10 protein-coding genes are annotated in these 17,226 nt (G+C 59.3%); 6 read left to right on the plus strand and 4 right to left on the minus strand.

The window, feature by feature from the left end:
• Positions 1 to 99: 99 nt before the first annotated feature.
• From AC1Z1G_RS21260 to AC1Z1G_RS21270, 3 genes are all read left to right on the plus strand, one after another.
• Positions 100 to 1,719, plus strand: coding sequence for an FMN-binding glutamate synthase family protein (locus tag AC1Z1G_RS21260; protein WP_483622332.1), 1,620 nt, complete (start codon positions 100 to 102; stop codon positions 1,717 to 1,719).
• 59 nt (positions 1,720 to 1,778) lie between these two features.
• On the plus strand, positions 1,779 to 2,063 hold the full coding sequence (locus tag AC1Z1G_RS21265; protein ID WP_483622333.1) for a putative quinol monooxygenase: 285 nt from the start codon (positions 1,779 to 1,781) through the stop codon (positions 2,061 to 2,063).
• 70 nt (positions 2,064 to 2,133) lie between these two features.
• Positions 2,134 to 2,430 (plus strand): cupin domain-containing protein, encoded by a 297-nt coding sequence (locus AC1Z1G_RS21270; protein WP_483622334.1) that lies wholly within the window; start codon positions 2,134 to 2,136, stop codon positions 2,428 to 2,430.
• A gap of 19 nt (positions 2,431 to 2,449) precedes the next feature.
• On the opposite strand, the gene AC1Z1G_RS21275 is transcribed toward AC1Z1G_RS21270, so the two are convergent.
• Positions 2,450 to 4,009 (minus strand): glycosyltransferase family 39 protein, encoded by a 1,560-nt coding sequence (locus tag AC1Z1G_RS21275; RefSeq protein ID WP_483622335.1) that lies wholly within the window; start codon positions 4,007 to 4,009, stop codon positions 2,450 to 2,452.
• A 250-nt stretch (positions 4,010 to 4,259) separates the two neighbouring features.
• Here AC1Z1G_RS21275 and AC1Z1G_RS21280 point away from each other — a divergent pair, with 250 nt between their 5' ends.
• Positions 4,260 to 5,384: an OpgC family protein gene (locus AC1Z1G_RS21280; RefSeq protein WP_483622336.1), complete on the plus strand. Its 1,125-nt coding sequence runs from the start codon at positions 4,260 to 4,262 to the stop codon at positions 5,382 to 5,384.
• A 55-nt stretch (positions 5,385 to 5,439) separates the two neighbouring features.
• On the opposite strand, the gene AC1Z1G_RS21285 is transcribed toward AC1Z1G_RS21280, so the two are convergent.
• Positions 5,440 to 6,861 (minus strand): amino acid permease, encoded by a 1,422-nt coding sequence (locus AC1Z1G_RS21285; protein WP_483622337.1) that lies wholly within the window; start codon positions 6,859 to 6,861, stop codon positions 5,440 to 5,442.
• A gap of 617 nt (positions 6,862 to 7,478) precedes the next feature.
• Here AC1Z1G_RS21285 and AC1Z1G_RS21290 point away from each other — a divergent pair.
• Positions 7,479 to 10,610, plus strand: a complete 3,132-nt coding sequence (locus AC1Z1G_RS21290) for a transglycosylase domain-containing protein (RefSeq protein ID WP_483622338.1) — start codon at positions 7,479 to 7,481, stop codon at positions 10,608 to 10,610.
• 81 nt (positions 10,611 to 10,691) lie between these two features.
• Entirely contained in the window at positions 10,692 to 15,839 is a 5,148-nt protein-coding gene (locus AC1Z1G_RS21295) for an NEL-type E3 ubiquitin ligase domain-containing protein (protein WP_483622339.1), read from the plus strand.
• A gap of 84 nt (positions 15,840 to 15,923) precedes the next feature.
• Here the strand turns inward: AC1Z1G_RS21295 and AC1Z1G_RS21300 are convergent, their stop codons facing one another.
• Together AC1Z1G_RS21300 and AC1Z1G_RS21305 are read right to left on the minus strand one after the other, a co-directional pair.
• The gene (locus AC1Z1G_RS21300; protein WP_483622340.1) at positions 15,924 to 16,412 is read right to left on the minus strand and encodes a CS1 type fimbrial major subunit; all 489 of its coding nucleotides are present in this window, start codon (positions 16,410 to 16,412) and stop codon (positions 15,924 to 15,926) included.
• 40 nt (positions 16,413 to 16,452) lie between these two features.
• Positions 16,453 to 17,196: a molecular chaperone gene (locus AC1Z1G_RS21305; RefSeq protein WP_483627946.1), complete on the minus strand. Its 744-nt coding sequence runs from the start codon at positions 17,194 to 17,196 to the stop codon at positions 16,453 to 16,455.
• Between the last annotated feature and the right edge of the window lie 30 nt (positions 17,197 to 17,226).

Genomic DNA, 17,226 nt, shown 5'->3' on the forward strand with positions numbered 1-17,226 from the left:
GCGATCTCTCTGTCAGAGATCTGTTGCCTGACACGGCGCAATCGCGAGCAAGCTCGGCTCCTACAGTGAATTTACCGAGTCCGAACCCAAGGAAACCGTATGAGCCTGTCCCTCCTGAGCCGCTACGCCTTCTTTGCCGTCTGCGTGATATTTACCCTCGCCAGCCTGCCATTTCTTGAACATGACTGGCTCTGGCCGATCAGCATCGTCACCGGCCTGCTGAGCCTGCTGGGCATTTTCGACCTGCTGCAAAGCCCCCACGCCGTGCGCCGCAACTACCCGATCCTGGGCAACATCCGCTACCTGGTGGAGGGCATCCGCCCGGAAATCCGCCAGTACCTGCTCGAATCCGACAGCGACGCCCTGCCCTTCTCCCGCGCCCAGCGTTCGCTGGTTTACTCGCGCGCCAAGAATGAAAGCGCCGACAAACCCTTCGGCACACTGATCGACGTGTACCAGTCGGGCTTCGAATTCATCGGCCATTCCATGCGCCCGGCGCCGTTGAGCGACCCGAGCGGTTTTCGGGTGATCGTCGGCGGCCCGCAGTGCACCCAGCCGTATTCGGCATCGGTATTCAACATCTCGGCGATGAGTTTTGGTTCGCTGAGCGCCAACGCGATTCGCGCGCTGAACCAGGGCGCCAAACTCGGCAATTTCGCCCACGACACCGGCGAAGGCAGCATCAGCCCCTATCACCGCGAACACGGTGGCGACCTAACCTGGGAACTGGGCAGCGGTTACTTCGGCTGCCGCACCGCTGACGGCCGGTTCGACCCGGAACGCTTCGCCGCCCAGGCACAGACCCCGCAAGTGCGGATGATCGAAATCAAAATGAGCCAGGGCGCCAAACCTGGCCACGGCGGTATCCTGCCCAAACACAAGGTGACCCGAGAAATCGCTGAAACACGCGGCATCCTGATGGGCGAAGACTGCGTGTCGCCTTCACGGCACAGCGCGTTTTCCACGCCCATCGAGATGATGCATTTCATCAAGCAGCTGCGTGAACTGTCGGGCGGTAAACCGGTGGGCTTCAAGTTCTGCCTGGGCCACCCGTGGGAGTTCATGGGCATCGCCAAGGCCATGCTGGAAACCGGCATCCTGCCTGACTTTATCGTGGTCGATGGCAAGGAAGGCGGGACCGGTGCCGCCCCGGTGGAATTCACCGACCACATTGGCGTGCCAATGCGCGAAGGGTTGCTGTTCGTGCATAACACCCTGGTGGGCCTGAACCTGCGGGACAAAATCAAACTCGGCGCCAGCGGCAAGATTGTCAGCGCCTTCGACATCGCCAGCGTCCTGGCCATCGGCGCCGACTGGGCCAACTCGGCCCGTGGCTTCATGTTCGCCATCGGCTGCATCCAGTCGCAGAGCTGCCACACCAACAAGTGCCCGACCGGCGTCGCCACCCAGGACACCCTGCGCCAGCGCGCCCTGGTGGTGCCGGACAAGGCCCAACGGGTATTCAATTTCCACCGCAGCACCCTCAAGGCCCTCGCCGAAATGCTCGCCGCCGCCGGCCTCGAACACCCCTCGCAGTTGTCGGCCAAACACCTGGTACGGCGCATGTCGGCGACCGAGATCAAACTGTTCTCGCAGTTGCATGTGTTCCTCAAGCCCGGCGAACTGCTGACCGGCGAAGTCAGCGGCGAGTTCTATTCGCGGATGTGGCAGATGGCACGGGCCGACAGCTTCGAACCCAATGACGTCGCCGTCGCCTGACAACCGCTTCAGCGCCGACCCCGTCCCGGGGTTGGCGTTCTACTCAAGGAAGAACATTCATGCTCAAAGTCATTGCCCGGGACTTCATCAAACCCGAACACCTGGAAACGGTTCGCCCGTGGTACGCCGAACTGGTGGAAAAGACCCGGCTGGAACCCGACTGCATCGCCTACGACCTGTTCGTCGACCAGAAAGACCCCGGGCACTTTGTCTTCATTGAACAATGGCCGAATCAGGCCGCGCTGGATGCTCATTGCCAGTCGGAGCACTTCCGCCGACTGGTACCGCAGATCAATCGCCATCAGGCCAAAGACTGCATCGTCGTGCTGATGGATGCGTTCTGACACAGCCTTCTCCCCTAACCCCGCCTGACCGGACCACCGACGGCCCAGTGAATCCGCAAGGAGTTGCAGCATGCCGTTACTGTCATTTGATCAACTGTCCCGCCAACTGCCGGGCACCTGGAAATCCTCGGTGGTCGGTCAGGTCGGCGCCGCGAAGATCAAGGTCCTGCGCATGGATGAACAGGCTTATGAAGAGGAGTCCCACGACTACAACGAAGGGCTGTTGGTCATTTCAGGATGTTTGAAATTGGGCATCGCCGGTGAAACCGTGCTCGTGCAGCCGGGCGAGATGTACCTCGTAGAGGCTCATATCCCCCACGCCGTATTGCCCGGCAGCCAGGGCACGCTGGTGATTGTCGATGTCTGAACCTGTGACCTGACAGCGCTCAAGGCTGGCGACATAACGGCTGAGTGATAGCGGTGGCGTCCGTACAGATAGCGAACAACCGGACTTGAGCGTCACCTGCGACGAAGGCACTGATCAAGTGCCAGCGCTCCGGAAAAACAACGGTTCGTGCCCGACGTCCCGTACCATCCAGAACCCATACCCGGCCTGAACCCGGTTGTAACTGCCCTAGTTCATCGAGGTACACCGCCTCGGCCTCTTGTTGAACCAGTGTCCAGATCTGACGACCATTCGGGCGCCCGGAAGTGCCATCTTTTTGCACGGGGGTATAGAGCGAGGGAGTTACCCCGCTATGGTTGTAGTAGGCAAAAGGAAAATAAAGAAACTCATTCATCACAACAATTTTGTCGTTTGGGAGGGAGAGTCGATTGACGTGCCCTGCAAGCGCATCAATTTTATTCACCTCGTCATACACTCTGTGTCCTTGAGAATGAACGTTATAAATACCCGCGCTCTCCACAACGACCATCAGTGCCAACAGCGTCCAGGAAATCAACAATCTGCGTTCCCAAATACCCTCCAGCGCGATAGCTATAATCATCGGCAAACCCAATGCGGAAAATAAGAAGTAGCGATCGACAAATAAGGGAATGATGAACGATGCAATCACAATCAACACCAAGGGCAACCAAGTATAGATAACCAGAAGCGTGCTAAACCTGCCCTCACTTCTATCGCGCATGGCGATCATTACTGAAACAGTCAAAAACACCGCTGGTAACATAATCGCCAGCCAAACCCATGATCTTGGCCCGTCACTGAAACTTACAAATTTCCAGACAGCAGCAACCACTGTGGAAACGTCTGGCTGCGCTATCCAGTTGAACCCCGAGAACCTTAGCTGCGCTATCAAACTCGGCACCCAAGGCAGGAAAAGCACAACGATCAAGCCATTGGCCAGCCACCACGCAGGCATCGACAGCGGTTGATGCCGCAGTGAACGCTGACACCTCAACACCAGCAAGTAAGCCCAATGCGACGCCAGGCATACCCCGGCAAAGTAGTGGGTGTACAACCCCGCGACCATCAACAGCACATACACGGCGAGCGCACGATAATTGGCGGGGTTACTGACCCAGTAGACCAGTGCGACCGTTGCCCCGAGCAACAACAGGCCAAGCAGTGCATACATCCGCACTTCCTGGCTGTAACGAACGGCAAATGGAAGCAACGCCAGCAACATCCCGGCCAGAACCGCCGCGCGCCGGGTACTGATCAAGCGAACCAGCCAGATACCCAGCGCTACGGTTCCCACACCGGCCAGCACGCTGAAGCTGCGGGCAGAGAACACGCCAGGCCCAAACACGTTCATCCACCCATGCAGCAACACGTAATAGAGCGGTGGGTGAACATCTTGCGCGGTATGAAAAAGGATCTGAGGCACCGGGCGCGAGCTCAGCAACAAGGTAAAACCTTCGTCGGACCAAACAGCCGGCTCGCTCACACCATAAAAGCGTACCCATGCTGCCAATGCGATAAGCGCTAACCACCAAAAGTTGCTGAAACCATACCCGCTGCTTGCTCCACCCTTAATACTCAACCTTAAGCTCCTTCATGACGGCCTCCTGGCATTGAGCACTTGATGCATGGCGCGCTCAACGATCGATGCTTCAGCATAGTGGCAAATTCGGATGTGCTCACAGGCGCCAGCCTCACGAGACATCCCGTAATATCCAGCCTTTGCAATTCCCGGCGAATACCGCCACCCTGCGCGCCGCCGGCAGGTGGCGCGCAACCTTTTGCCTGCCAGATCACTCTTCTTACTCACACCCGTTCAAGAGCCCGTAGTCATGACTAATGGACGCGACCCTCGCATCGACTTCTTTCGCGGTCTGGCGCTGATCTTCATTTTCTGGGATCACGTGCCGCAAAACCCGCTGGCCCAGTTCACTGTGCGCAACTTCGGCTTCAGCGATGCAGCGGAGATTTTCGTGTTCCTGGCCGGTTACGCGGCGGTACTGGCCTACGGCAAGATCGCCCGGCGCGACGGTTTTCTGATCGCCACGGTGAAAATCCTGCGCCGCGCCTGGGTGCTGTACGTGGTGCATATCTTCTTGCTGGCGCTGTTGATGGGTATCGTGTTTTTTGCCAACAGCCATGTTGAAACCCGCGACCTGGTGCAGGAAATGGGCTTGCAGTATTTCCTCAGCAACCCGCAGCAGGCGCTGGTCGATGAGCTGCTGTTGCGCTTCAAACCCAACCTGATGGACCCGCTGCCGCTGTACATCCTGCTGCTGTTGGGGCTGCCCGCCGTGTTGCCGCTGATGCTGCGCAAAGCCGAGTACGTGGTAGGCTTTTCAGTGCTGTTGTACCTCGCGGCGCCATGGTTTCAATGGAACCTGGCCGCCACCGACGGCGGCGTGTGGTTCTTCAACCCGATGGCCTGGCAACTGCTGTTTATCCTCGGCGGCGCAGCGGCGATCCATGGGCAACGTCCGCGTGTACCGCAGGCGCGCGCCCTGCCTCGTCAGCCGTTGTTTGTCGCCGCTGCGGTCTATCTGCTGGTAACGGGGGTGATCGCCTTGTCATGGAAATGGCCGACGATTCACGATGCCTTCATGCCCACAATGCTCGGTGAATGGCTGTACCCGATCAGCAAGACCAACCTGTCGCCGGTACGGTTGCTGCACTTCCTGGCCATGGCGTATGTCGTCGCCAAACTGCTGCCCAGCGGTGGCTGGACCCAGAACTGGCTCGCGCAGCAAAGCTGCCGCATGGGCCGTTACTCGCTGGAAGTGTTCTGCTTTGGCGTGCTGTTGGCGCCCCTGGCAGACATGCTCAACGCCCAGGCCAACGATGCCCTCGCGATGCAGATCTTCAGTGCGCTGCTGGGGGTTGCGCTGATGGCAACGCTGGGGGCGTGGCTGGACTTCAACAAACGGCTGAACCGGCCAATGCCCATGGCCACGGCCTGAAACGCAAAAGCCCCGGTCAATCGACCGGGGCTTTTGCTTTTACAGCGTCATGCACTTACGACGCCGAACCCACCGCACCTTGCGCAGTAGTGTTCGGTTGCAGCTTGAACACGTAGAACACCACGGTCAGCAGCACCAGGAATGCCGGGCCGACGTACAGCGCAATGCGGGTATCCGGGAAGTAAGCCATCAGGCCAACCACCAGCACCAGGAACGCCAGCGCCAGGTAGGAACTGATCGGGTACAGCCACATGCGGTACTTCAGCGCTGCACGTTCGGTCGGGCTCAGGCCTTTACGGAACTTGAGCTGCGCCAGCAGGATCATCACCCAGGTCCAGATCGCCCCGAAGGTCGCAATCGCCGTCACCCAGACGAAGACTTTCTCGGGTACCAGGTAGTTGAGCAACACGCCCACCAGCAATGCACCAATCGACAGCAGCAGCGCACGACGTGGCACACCGTTGCTCGAGGTCTTGGCGAAACCGGCCGGGGCCTGGCCATTCTGCGCCAGGCTATAGAGCATGCGCCCGGTGCTGAAAATACCGCCGTTGCAGGACGACAGCGCCGCAGTAATCACCACGAAGTTGATGATACCGGCAGCGGTCTTGATACCCAGACGCTCGAAGGTCATCACAAACGGGCTACCCTGAGTGCCGATTTCGTTCCACGGGTAGATCGACAGAATCACAAACAGTGCACCGACGTAGAACAGCAGAATGCGCCAGAACACCGAGCCGATGGCATTGGGAATGGTCTTCTGCGGGTTCTTCGCTTCACCGGCCGTGAGGCCGATCATCTCGACGCCCAGGTAGGCGAACATCACCATTTGCAGGGACATCAACACCCCCTGCACGCCGTTCGGCATGAAGCCGCCATGCGTCCACAGGTTGGAAATCCCCAGCGCCACGCCGTCATTGCCGAAACCGAAAGCGATGATGCCGATGCCGCCGAGTACCATCGCAATGATGGTGACGATCTTGATCAGGGCGAACCAGAACTCGAACTCACCGAAGGCCTTGACCGCGATCAGGTTGATCGAGCCCATGCTCACCAGCGCCGCCAGTGCCCAGATCCAGCGCGGCACATCGGGGAACCAGATGCCCATGTACACCGCCACCGCGGTGATTTCCGCAACGCAGGTCACCAGCCACAGGAACCAGTAGTTCCAGCCCGTCAGGAAACCCGCCAACGGGCCCAGATAATCTTGCGCGTAACGGCTGAAGGAGCCGGCCACCGGGTTATGCACGGCCATCTCGCCGAGGGCGCGCATGATCACCAGGATCGCCAGGCCACCAATGATGTAGGACAGCATGATTGCCGGGCCGGCCATTTCGATGGCCTTGGCCGAGCCCAGGAACAGACCGACGCCGATACAGGCGCCCAGCGCCATCAAGCGAATATGCCGTTCGCCGAGTTCGCGTTTGAGCGGTCCGCCTTGAGCGGTCTCGCCGTGAGGCAGGGGATTGCCAACTGGCATAGGGGTACAACCTCGTCTTGTTATTGGATGTGACCACCGAGTGTGCGAAGCCCCGGCCGATAGACCTGGACTTCCCAATACCGGGACTACTTCGTGGGTAGAACCGTCTTGTAGGACAAAACCTGCAAGATCAGCGGGGCGTGCAGTATAAAAAGCTCTATACAGAACCTTTCACTCTATAAACGACTAAATTCAGTGATAAATCTCGGTAAAAGCGCGGTTTACCGAGGCGCATTACCTGTATTTCATCGATTGAGTGGTCGTTCGAATGTTGCCGAGTATTGCACAGCCTTGGTGCATCGTCATGCCCCTACCTAGGCCGTATTTACCGTCATGATGGCTCTAACCCAATACTCTCAGACAATCTCTATCCTCCGTGGCGAGGGAGCTTGCTCCCGCTCGGTGGCGAAGCCGTCGTAAACCAATTGAATACGACTCTCCTGGCAAACCACGCCTACAGGTTTGAGACAGCTTCGCTGTCCAGCGCGAGCAAGCTCCCTCGCCACGGTCAGTGATTGGTTCGCAATATTTTTGCATTCACAATTTTTTCACCACGCCCAACCAGCGTCTAAGCTTCAGTCAGGTCAGATCAATCTGCGTGAATGGATCAGTCGACTATGGGCGCTTTGTGGCAAACCGATTCGAGTGAAGCAGTGGTGCCAACAAACCGTGTGGATGAAGCGCCGTCACCCAAGAAACCTCGCCGTAGCAGGCATGCCTGGCGATTGTTCTGGCTATTGCTGCTGATTGCCCTGATTGCCCTGGGCTTCGTCGCCTCCAAGGAAATGCGCACCTCGAAATGGCAGGCACGGGAGTTCAGTTCGCTCGCCGCGTCCCTGAGCTACTCCCTGGAAGCCGGCCCCAGTGATTCGATTTTCTATCCGGGCGCCGGGCCCTTCGACAAGCGCCTGGGTTACAGCGCGCTGGGCGAGTTCCTGCCCCGGCTGCTCAAGCGCAATTACCTGGTGCAGGCACAAACCCGCTTCTCACCCCAACTGTTCGACTACAGCGAAAAAGGCTTTTTCGTGCCCTACGCCGAAAAAATCCAGGCCGGGTTGTCCATCACCGATTGCCGCGCCGCGCCGCTGTACCAGTTCAAATACCCGCAACAACTCTATTCAAGCTTTGCCTCGATCCCGCCGGTGATGGTGCAAAGCCTGCTGTTCATCGAGAACCGCTACCTGCTCGACCCCAAACAACCCTTGGCCAACCCCGCCGTGGACTGGCCGCGCTTTGGCAAGGCGGCGTGGTCACAGATCGCCAAACTGCTGCACTTGCCCGGCCAGACTGCGGGAGGCAGCACCCTGGCGACTCAACTGGAAAAGTACCGCCATTCGCCGGACGGGCTGACCGTGTCCGGGGGCGAGAAAATCCGCCAGATGATTTCCGCCAGCGTGCGGGCCTATCAGGACGGACCGCAGACCCTCGAGGCGCGCAAAAACATTGTGCGTGATTACCTCAACAGCGTGCCGTTGTCGGCGGTGCCCGGTCACGGTGAAGTCCATGGCATGGCCGAAGGGCTGCGGGTCTGGTATGGCGCAGACTTCGCCAAGGTCAACGAACGCCTGGCCAGTGACGCCACCGATCCAAAGAGCCTGGCGGAAAAGGGCCTGGCCCTGCGTGAAGTGCTGTCGCTGATGATCGCCCAGCGCCGGCCTTCGCATTACCTGGCCAAGGGCCGGGCGGAACTGGTCGAACTCACCGACAGCCACATTCGCCTGCTGTCGCAGAACAACGTGATCGACGCCAAACTCACGGCGGCCGCACTGGCCAGCAAGGTGACCTACCGCGACTGGCAGCAGCAGCCGACTATTCAGCCGATCGAAACCAACAAAGGCATCAGCGTCGCCCGCAGTCGCCTGGCCACTCTGCTCAACCGGCCGCTGTATGACCTCGACCGTCTCGACCTTTCCGCCACCAGTACCTTGCAAAGCGACTTGCAAGCCCAGGCCACCGAATACCTCAAACACCTGGCCGACCCGACATTCGCCGCACAAATGGGCCTGCTTGGCGAACGCCTGCTGACGCCCACCAGCACCACTCAGGTGCGTTACAGCTTTACCCTGCTGGAGCTGACACCCGACGGTTCGCGCGTGCGGGTACAGACCGACAGCACCGACCAACCGTTCGACATCAACGAGGGCAGCAAGCTGGAACTCGGCTCCACCGCCAAGCTGAGGGTGCTGACCACCTACCTGCAAATCATCTCGGAACTGCACGACCGCTATGGCGTGCAAACGCCAGCCGAACTGAAAAAAGTCGAGGTGCCCGACCAGGATCGCCTGACCCGCTGGGCCGTCGACTACCTGATCCAGAACAACGACCGCAGCCTGCCGAAAATGCTCGCCGCCGCCCTCGACCGCAAATACTCGGCAAGCCCCGGCGAGGCGTTCTTCACCGGTGGCGGCCTGCACACGTTCCACAACTTTCGCAGTGAAGACAACGGCCGCATGCCGACCCTGCGCGATGCCCTGCGCGAGTCGATCAACCTGCCGTTCATTCGCCTGATGCGCGACCTGGTGCGCTACAGCACTTACTCCGGCCCCAATAACAGCGCTCAATTGCTCAAGGATGACGACGATCCACGCCGGCAAGAGTACCTGGCGCAATTCGCGGACCGCGAAGGCACGTCGTTCCTGCTGCGCTTCTGGAAAAAATACCGCAACAAGGACACCCAGGCTCGCCTCGACACCTTCCTGGACAGCATGCACCCCACCGCCATTCGCCTGGCCGCCGTGCACCGCTACCTGCTGCCGGAGGCCAGTCAGGAGAGTTTCAACAGCTTCGTGCGCTCACACCTGAAATCCGTCAAGACCACCGATAAAAAGACCGGCAAGAGCACTGAAAAACTTACCGACGAACGTCTGGACAAGCTCTACACCAGCTATGGCCCCGGCGCCTTCGACTTGCCCGATCAGGGCTTCATCGCCAAGGTCCACCCGCTGGACCTGTGGCTGATGGGCTACCTGCTGAACAACCCCGACGCCAAGTTCAGCCAGATTGTGAAAGCCAGCGAGTTCGAGCGTCAGGAAGTCTATAGCTGGCTGTTCAAGAGCCGGCACAAGAGCGCCCGTGACAGCCGCATCCGCACCATGCTTGAGATCGAAGCGTTCCTGGACATTCACCAGCGCTGGCAGAAAGTCGGCTATCCGTTCGATCACCTGGTGCCGTCACTGGCCACCGCCATCGGCAGTTCCGGCGATCGCCCGGCAGCCCTGGCGGAACTGATCGGCACCATCCTCAACGACGGCGTGCGCATGCCGACCCTGCGCATCGACAGCCTGCATTTCGCCGCCGACACCCCCTATGAAACCCGACTGATCAACGACCCGGATAACGGCAAACGGGTCATGCCTTCAGAAGTCGCCACGGCCTTGCGTGAAGCCCTCTCGCAAGTGGTGGACGCCGGTACGGCCAAACGCGTGGCGGGCAGTTTCAAACTGGCCGACGGCACACCGTTGGCCATGGGCGGCAAGACCGGGACCGGGGATAACCGCATCGAAGCCATCGGACCCGGTGGGCGGATTCTCAGCTCCAAATCGATCAACCGCACCGCCACGTTTGTCTTCTACATCGGCGACAACCACTTCGGCACCCTCACCGCCTACGTTCCCGGCGCCTCGGCGCAGGCCTTCAAGTTCACCTCGGCGTTGCCGGTGCAAGTGCTAAAGGGCATGGCGCCGATTCTCACGCCGTACTTGCAACCGGGCACCAACACCCTGTGTCAGGCGAGCATGGCCAACCGTTGATCACACGATAACTATGTAGCTCATTCACGCGGCACGTCTGAGTAGGCTGGGGCTTTCCCGACTGACTCAAGGAGACGAGCCGTGTCTGAATTTCCAGGAAGCCCACTCGGGTTACCCGCCCTCAACGATCAGGGCACACATTTTCAACTCATCAAAAATGCCATTTCGCCGCACCATTTCCAGGCGACTGCCGACCGACGTGCCGCACTCAAGCAAACCCGGCCGATCACGCCCGCCTGGTACGACAACGCGTCACCGGAACAGAAGAGCCAGCTTAAAGCCCTCAATGATGCACTCTTGAAATCCCAGAACGAGCAGGACCGGATCTTCAAGAAAACCCTGAAAAACATTCATGACTTCGCCAGGGAGCTGCTGCTGCCGGAGCTGAAAAAACTCGATGCCAACCTCGACCCCGATACAACCTGGCTGAGGCTCTATGCCCCAAAGAGCCTGGGCCTGTTCGGCATCAAGAGCGGTGGCTTTGCCGTCAAGACGTTTTCGTTGTTCCACGCTGCGCTGCACAACTTCGAAGCCGAGGAGGTCGAACCCGGATTCTTTGACAGCAGTTCTGGCTTCATCAGCCAACCCGACAAGCGTGGCCACTTTGATCGCGTCCGGACGTCACTGGGCATCGAGGCCTTCACGCGTCTATGCCGAACCCTGGACATAGGTGGGAAGTATCAGGCTTACCTCAAGGATTTTTTGCGCCCCGAAGCCCCGGTTGCCCGCACGTTTTTGCAGAACAAGGTGACAACCCATCACAAGAACGCCCTGAAAGCCGCGGCGTATATGGCACTGGTCAAAAAAGACATTGAGCCGCGCGATTACGAACTGCTGCTGAAGGTGGTCGCGGGCCAACAAAAGATCATGGAGGGTGACAAGCAGGTTTTTTTCACCAGCCTGAGTGTCATGGGCCTGAGGCTGTCCGACTGCATGGTCTTCATGCCCACCGTTCCCCATCGCTATCACCACGGCTACGTGATTGCCTACATTCCCGATGACCCTGAACACCCGGTCAAGCGCTACGCCTCGTTTACCGAGTTCGAACAGGAGTTGACCCGACAGTTCATGTTCCGCCCGCAAGGCAGTGCCAGCGGGCAAGCGGCTCTGGAACCGACCGACTACCAGGTTTTTTTCAGCCGGTTCGTGGCCGAGCGAGACAAATCCTATTACTTCAGTCGCTTTACCGAGAAGGTCAGCGACGGCCCGCCAGAATCCTTTGCGGTCACCTGGCGGCGTCATGAACTGGTTCGGATCACCGAACAGGCACTGCTCAATGTCGCGCTTCCAGGCCCACCGGATCGGGATACACGACGCGACCCGATAGACAACCCCAACGTCTACATCCGGGGGGTGACCATGAGAGGCAAAGGGTTGTGGGAGTCTTTCGACCCTTGGTCGTTGCTTCACGACATCAAGCTGGATCGTCTGTTTGAGGATGCCCGAGTCATGGCCGTCCCCACCGAGGATCAAGATGCCAAGGCTCGATCAGCGCGCTGGGCCAATTACCTGAACATCGGTTTTACCACCGTAGGCGTATTTGCGATGTTCGTGCCGGGTCTCGGTGAGGCCATGCTGGTGGTCATGGCCGGCCAGTTGCTTTCAGAAGTCCTCGAAGGCGCCATAGAACTCGGCGAAGGTGACCGCGAGGCCGGCTGGGCGCACATCACCGACGTCATCGAAAACGTCGCCACCGCCATCGTCCTCGCACCGGTGTTCCACTACACGGTTTCACCTTTTATCGAAGGATTGAAGCCGATCAAACTGCCCGATGGCAAAACCCGCTTGTGGAAACCTGACCTTGCACCTTACCGCTTCAAGGGTCGACTGCCGGAAAACCTCACCCCGATTGAACCGGGCGTCTACCGGCATGCCGGAAAAACCCTGGTGCAGCTCGATACACACTTCTATGAGGTCAATGACAACGCCCGAACCGGCCTGCAACAACTCCAGCACCCCGCGCGCACCGATGCCTACCAACCGGCACTCAGCCATAACGGTGCCGGCGCTTACGTGCTCGAAAGCGAGCAGCCACGCACCTGGGACAGGTCAACCCTGCTACGCCGTATGGGGCGCTCGGTGAACGACCTGAGCGAGGACCAACGTGAAGAGGCCCTGCAGACCAGCGGTACACAGGCGGACGAACTGCGCAGGATGTATGTCGAGAACACCACGCCCCCGCCGTTGTTCGACGACACCCTCACCCGGTTGACCATCGACACCGACGTGCAAACCTTCATTGATCAGATGAACAGCGCCGACCCCGCGGTCTACGCCCTGGCAAGCCCTATCACGCAATTGCACCTCATGACGCGTTACGGTCTCTGGCCCGACGGTGTCTCGATGCGAATCATCGACAATCAGGCCAATACCCTCTGGGAATACCGCAGCTCGAAAGCGGCGCATGGCCGCAAACTGATCGTGCAATTGAGTGAACGGCAGCTCATTGAGGGCAAGCTGCTGGACAGCGTGATGGAAACACTCGATGCCAATGCGACGTCGGTCATTCTCGACCAACCGCTGGACACCCCACACCCCTCACTCAAGGTTCGTACCCAAAAACTACGCCAGAAACTGGCAGCACTGGCACAGCAAAACCGGGCAGCGCTGTTCAATGATGACTACGCCAGCCGCGGACATACCAACGACAAGCCTGTCGAGGTGATCAAACGCCAGTTCCCCGAACTGCCCACCACCGTGGTCGAACGTCTATTGGCCAGCGCCGATCCACTGGAAGGGGCCATCCTCTACAACGAGGAGCGCATTCCCCTGCGCTTGAAAAACATCGCCCGGGAGCTGCAATCCGAGGTCCGGGCCACCCGCGCCAGTGAAGGTCTGATCCGCGACTCGCTGTTTACCCCAGACACCGAACGGCTGGTGCTCGGGGCCTTGCGCCAGAACACCGACACGTTCGGTGACCTGCGAATCGAGGTCCGCGAGGGCAACGTCGACGGTCCACTGAGTAGCGGTGCCGGCCCACAGGATGCCTCCACCGTCAGGCTGCTGATCAACAAGGGACCGCAGCAGTACGAGGTCCGTGATGCCAAACATAATCTGCTGCACCAAGCCGATGACTTCCATGCATCACTCCTGCGCGCCCTGCCCGATAAGCAACGCCAGGCCCTGGGCTACGGCGTTGGCGAAGGCGAACGACTCAAGCAATGGGTCATGACCAAAACCGAACCACCCAGCGTGCGTCGCACCCTGCTGGCCGAGCCGCCAGTGCAAGGGGCTCCTCGGCGCGAAACCCTGCTGTTACTTCGCGGTGGTGCCCTGAGCAGCGAAGGCAAGACACTGGCCGACAGGGTCCAGAACCTCTACCCCGGCATGAATGACCATGAGGTGGCCGCGTTCGTTGAATCCTTGAACAGCCACCCCGAGCCCATCGCAACCGTGACGCGGCTTGAGCAAGAGCTCGACGAACTGCGCGTCACCCTGAACCAATGGCGCTATCAACAACCGGACAGTTGGGGTCCTGATAGCCGGGGGTTCGTCAACGGTGGAGGGCGCTACATCGCCAGGCAACTGATCAAGTGCTTCGAACGACGAACCCGCGTGTTAGATACGCCGGGACTGCAACTGGACAGCGGTTACACCCTGGATCTGTCGAGTGCTTACAATCAGGACATTAATCTGGGCCACTGGTGGGAAACGCTGCCGGATCTGGGCAAGTACCTGGATAAAATCACGGCCTTGAATCTGGACAGCACCCCGTTTCCCGCACACGCCACCGGCCTGCTGAAAAACTTTCGACAGTTGCGCAACCTGTCAGCACGCCGATGCAATTTGACCGCGTTGCCTGAACACATCGCCCAGATGCACTTTCTCAAGACCCTACGGCTGAGCGACAACTTCATACCGTTGACGGCCGAAAATGTTCAGCAACTCAAAGACCTGACCCGTCTGGAAGTCCTGAGGCTCGACAACAATCCATTGAGTCGTGTCCCCGACATCGGCCGCATGCCGGCATTGCGCGAATTGACGCTGTTCAACACCAATATCGACACCTGGCCAGAGGGCCTCTGGAGCAAACGCCGACCGCGCGGGTTTTTCCTCGACATGAGGTTCAACCCTATTACAACGGTCCCCCATGTCGTTCCGGGGTCCGATGAAGCCTTCATCGTGGCGCGTACACTCCTCAACGCAGCGGACCTGTCGGAACCGAACCGGCTGAGCTATGAAAACTATCGTACATCGGTGGGAATACCCCGCCGTCATGCCTACAACGCACTCGCCGAAAACGCCAGGGACCAATGGCCAAGACCCAACGATAAGGGCTGGTGGGGCTATCTCGATGGACAAGGCGTTGCCAGGCCCGAAGCCTGGTCTGACCTGATGGCTGAAACCGGTGCAACTGATTTTTTCACCGTCATCGATAACCTGACGCAGTCTGCGGACTACCGCGCCGGTGGCGACGCACGCCAGCAGCTGTCTTCACGGGTGTGGCGAACCATCGATGCCATGGACCTGACCCCTCAGTTGCGTGAAAAACTGTTCGCCATGGCGTCCACCCCCGCCAACTGCGCCGACGCGGGTGCTCAGCTCTTCAACAACATGGGTGTGCAGGTGCTGGCCGCCGAGGCGCACGCGTTTTCGACCTCGAACGCCGTGCTGGAAACCAGGCTGGTGACGTTGGCCAGGGGCGCTGCGCGCCTGGAGCGGGTCAACGAGATTGCCCGTGCCGACATCGAGGCGCGAGGGGGCGACCCGGATGACGTCGAAGTCTACCTGGCCTACCAGACTTCCCTGGCCAAGCGCCTGGATCTGCCGTGGCAGTCGCAACGCATGCTCTTTAGGCGCGTTGCCGGTGTCAGCGAAGCCAGCATCGAGCAAGCCTTTGAAACGGTCACCGCACTTGAGGAAGGCGACGGCCTGGTGGATTCGATGAATGAGCGGGACTTCTGGATCAAGTACCTGAATGAGCGCTACCCCAGCGAATTCAGAGAACATGAAGCGCTGTATCAGACCCGGTCGGGGCTGTTGACCGAGCTGATTACAGCGCAGCGGGAATGGGCTGCCTCCGATGAGTTGCCCAGCGGGCAACGAACCGCGTTGCGCGAGCGCTTGAAAGGCTTGGCGGACAGCCTGTCGATACCTCACGAGGAGATCTTTACCCAACAGCCGATGTCCCTGCAAACAGAGGAACGCCTGAACAATGAACTGTACGATCAGGAACGCAACCTAAGCAGACGCCTGACACACGAAGCACTGAAAAAAGCCGGTCTGTAACAGGCTGACTCCCCCACACAGCAATGCGTTCGACAGGTGAAAGCACACTTTTCATCTGTCGAGTTTCGACACGTTGAGTTCAAATCACGGGGCCACTGCGCTAAAGATCAACCTCACATTGCCGTAGTAGCTGCCCGGTTTATAACCGCCCGGCTCTGTCTTGGGCTCGATGTCCAGGCGCACGCGACTTCCCGCCATGGCATCCGTGGCGGACACGACTTCCCGGGGCTGCGGGTCATGGCTCAGTTCCCGATCGTTGAAGCGCACACGCAGATGAATTTTGTCACTGCCGTTGGACAAGTGAGGCTCGCTCTCCAGGCGAGCCTCAATCGCACTGGAGTCGTGCCTGACGTCAAAGGTCTTGCGCAAACTGCCCAGGGTGGAGGTGTTCGGATTCCACGGCAGAATCTGCTCGCGGTGAATCCAGTCGGTCTCGGCCGGTATCACGTAGAAGCCCAGGGTGGGGATGTCCACCGACACCTCGAATTCGTGTACTTCGCGTGCGGCGAAGGCCTGGGGGCTCATGAACACCCCGACGCCCATCGACGTCGCGATTAGCCATTGCTTGATCATGTCGGGTACCTGTTGCCTCAAAGAGAAACCTGCGCGAACGCTATCGGCTGACGATGTGCAGTGCCTTTTTGGACTGCCCTTCGATCAGGTTGAAGCGATACTCGCGGCCAGCCTGCTTCTGGAACGCAAAGGTCTTTCCCGCCATGACGTGGTGTTTGGTCGTCGGCTCGCAGGCGGTTTCGTCTTTCAACGAGCAGTTCTTGAACTCATCGATAATCACCACCGTGTTGCCGTTATTGCGAAGGCTGTACGTCGCGGCACCGTCGTCGATCACGCTGTCAAAACGAGTGTTTTTCGGCCGAACGAAGAACACCGTGCCGAAACCGGCCATGACGTTGACCCCGGCGGTCAGTTGTTTCTTGTAGTCTTCGCGCTCCTCGCTGGACACCGCGAATTCGTCTTCCTTTTCCGGCACCACCGGCACGAAACGCACCCGGAAGTAACGCTCGGCTTCCCGATTGCCCATGTACAGCAGCCGCGTGCCCTGCATGCCATTGGCCGGCACGATCAAACGTGCGGGGCTGGCCATCAAGCCATCGCGGGCACTGGCATCCGCCTGAGCCTTGACCGGCACTTCGGTAGACGTGCCATCCGCGTTATAGATAATTTCCAGCACGTTGACCTTGACGAAGGCCGTGCTGTCACCACCGTTGAACACCCGTTTCAGGTAAGTACTTTTATCGCCATCGAGGTAGTCGTAGACCGTCCCGACATTGATACTCGGTGCCGCCTGAATCGCCAGGGACAACCCGCTCAAACCCAACAGTGCTACCAGACGCTTCATAACCTTGAACCTCATGACATTGAACACAAC

It is taken from the genome of Pseudomonas sp. JL27(2026) (genome assembly GCF_056933555.1).